The sequence below is a fragment of the Streptomyces sp. NTD107 genome, assembly GCF_059510435.1.
This window is the reverse complement of the sequence record NZ_JCAJZV010000050.1, coordinates 1-478: the sequence shown is the minus strand read 5'-3', so window position 1 is coordinate 478 and position 478 is coordinate 1. Positions and strand designations below refer to the sequence as shown.

General features: G+C 69.0%; 1 protein-coding gene. It reads right to left on the bottom strand.

Features of this window, described 5'->3' with window-relative positions; genetic code table 11:
• A partial coding sequence (locus AC5WRL_RS28120) for a DUF742 domain-containing protein (protein ID WP_496091502.1) occupies positions 1-369 on the bottom strand: 369 nt, incomplete at its 3' end.
• Positions 370-478 lie beyond the last annotated feature (109 nt).

Here is a 478-nt window from a genome sequence, read left to right as displayed (position 1 = left end):
AGTCACATCAGGCGCACCGCCTGGTTCGCCCTGGTCGGGCTGGTGGATCGCGATGAGGCCGGCCTCCGCGAGGTCGGCCACCAGGATGCGCGCCACGCCCAGCGGCATCGACAGCAGGGCCGACACCTCGGCCACCGACTTGACCTCCATGCACAGCTGGCAGATCCGCTGATGCTCGGGCAGCAGCCCGGTGAGCTGCATCGGCTCGGCGCTGGTGGACACCAGCGCCTCGATCGCCAGCTGATAACGCGGCCGGGTCCGGCCACCCGTCATGGCGTACGGACGCACCAGCGGCTGATCGCTGTCGTCGTGATGACCGTAGCGCTGATGGCCTGCGCCGTAGGCGCCCTGCGAGGGTGGCGTATTCATGGCTCCTCCGAGCGGGACATGAGGTCGGTGATGCGGGTGGTGGTACTCATGCGGGGGAGCTGGGGATCAGTTGAGCAGGCTGCCCTGCAATTCGGCGCGCAGTGCGGGG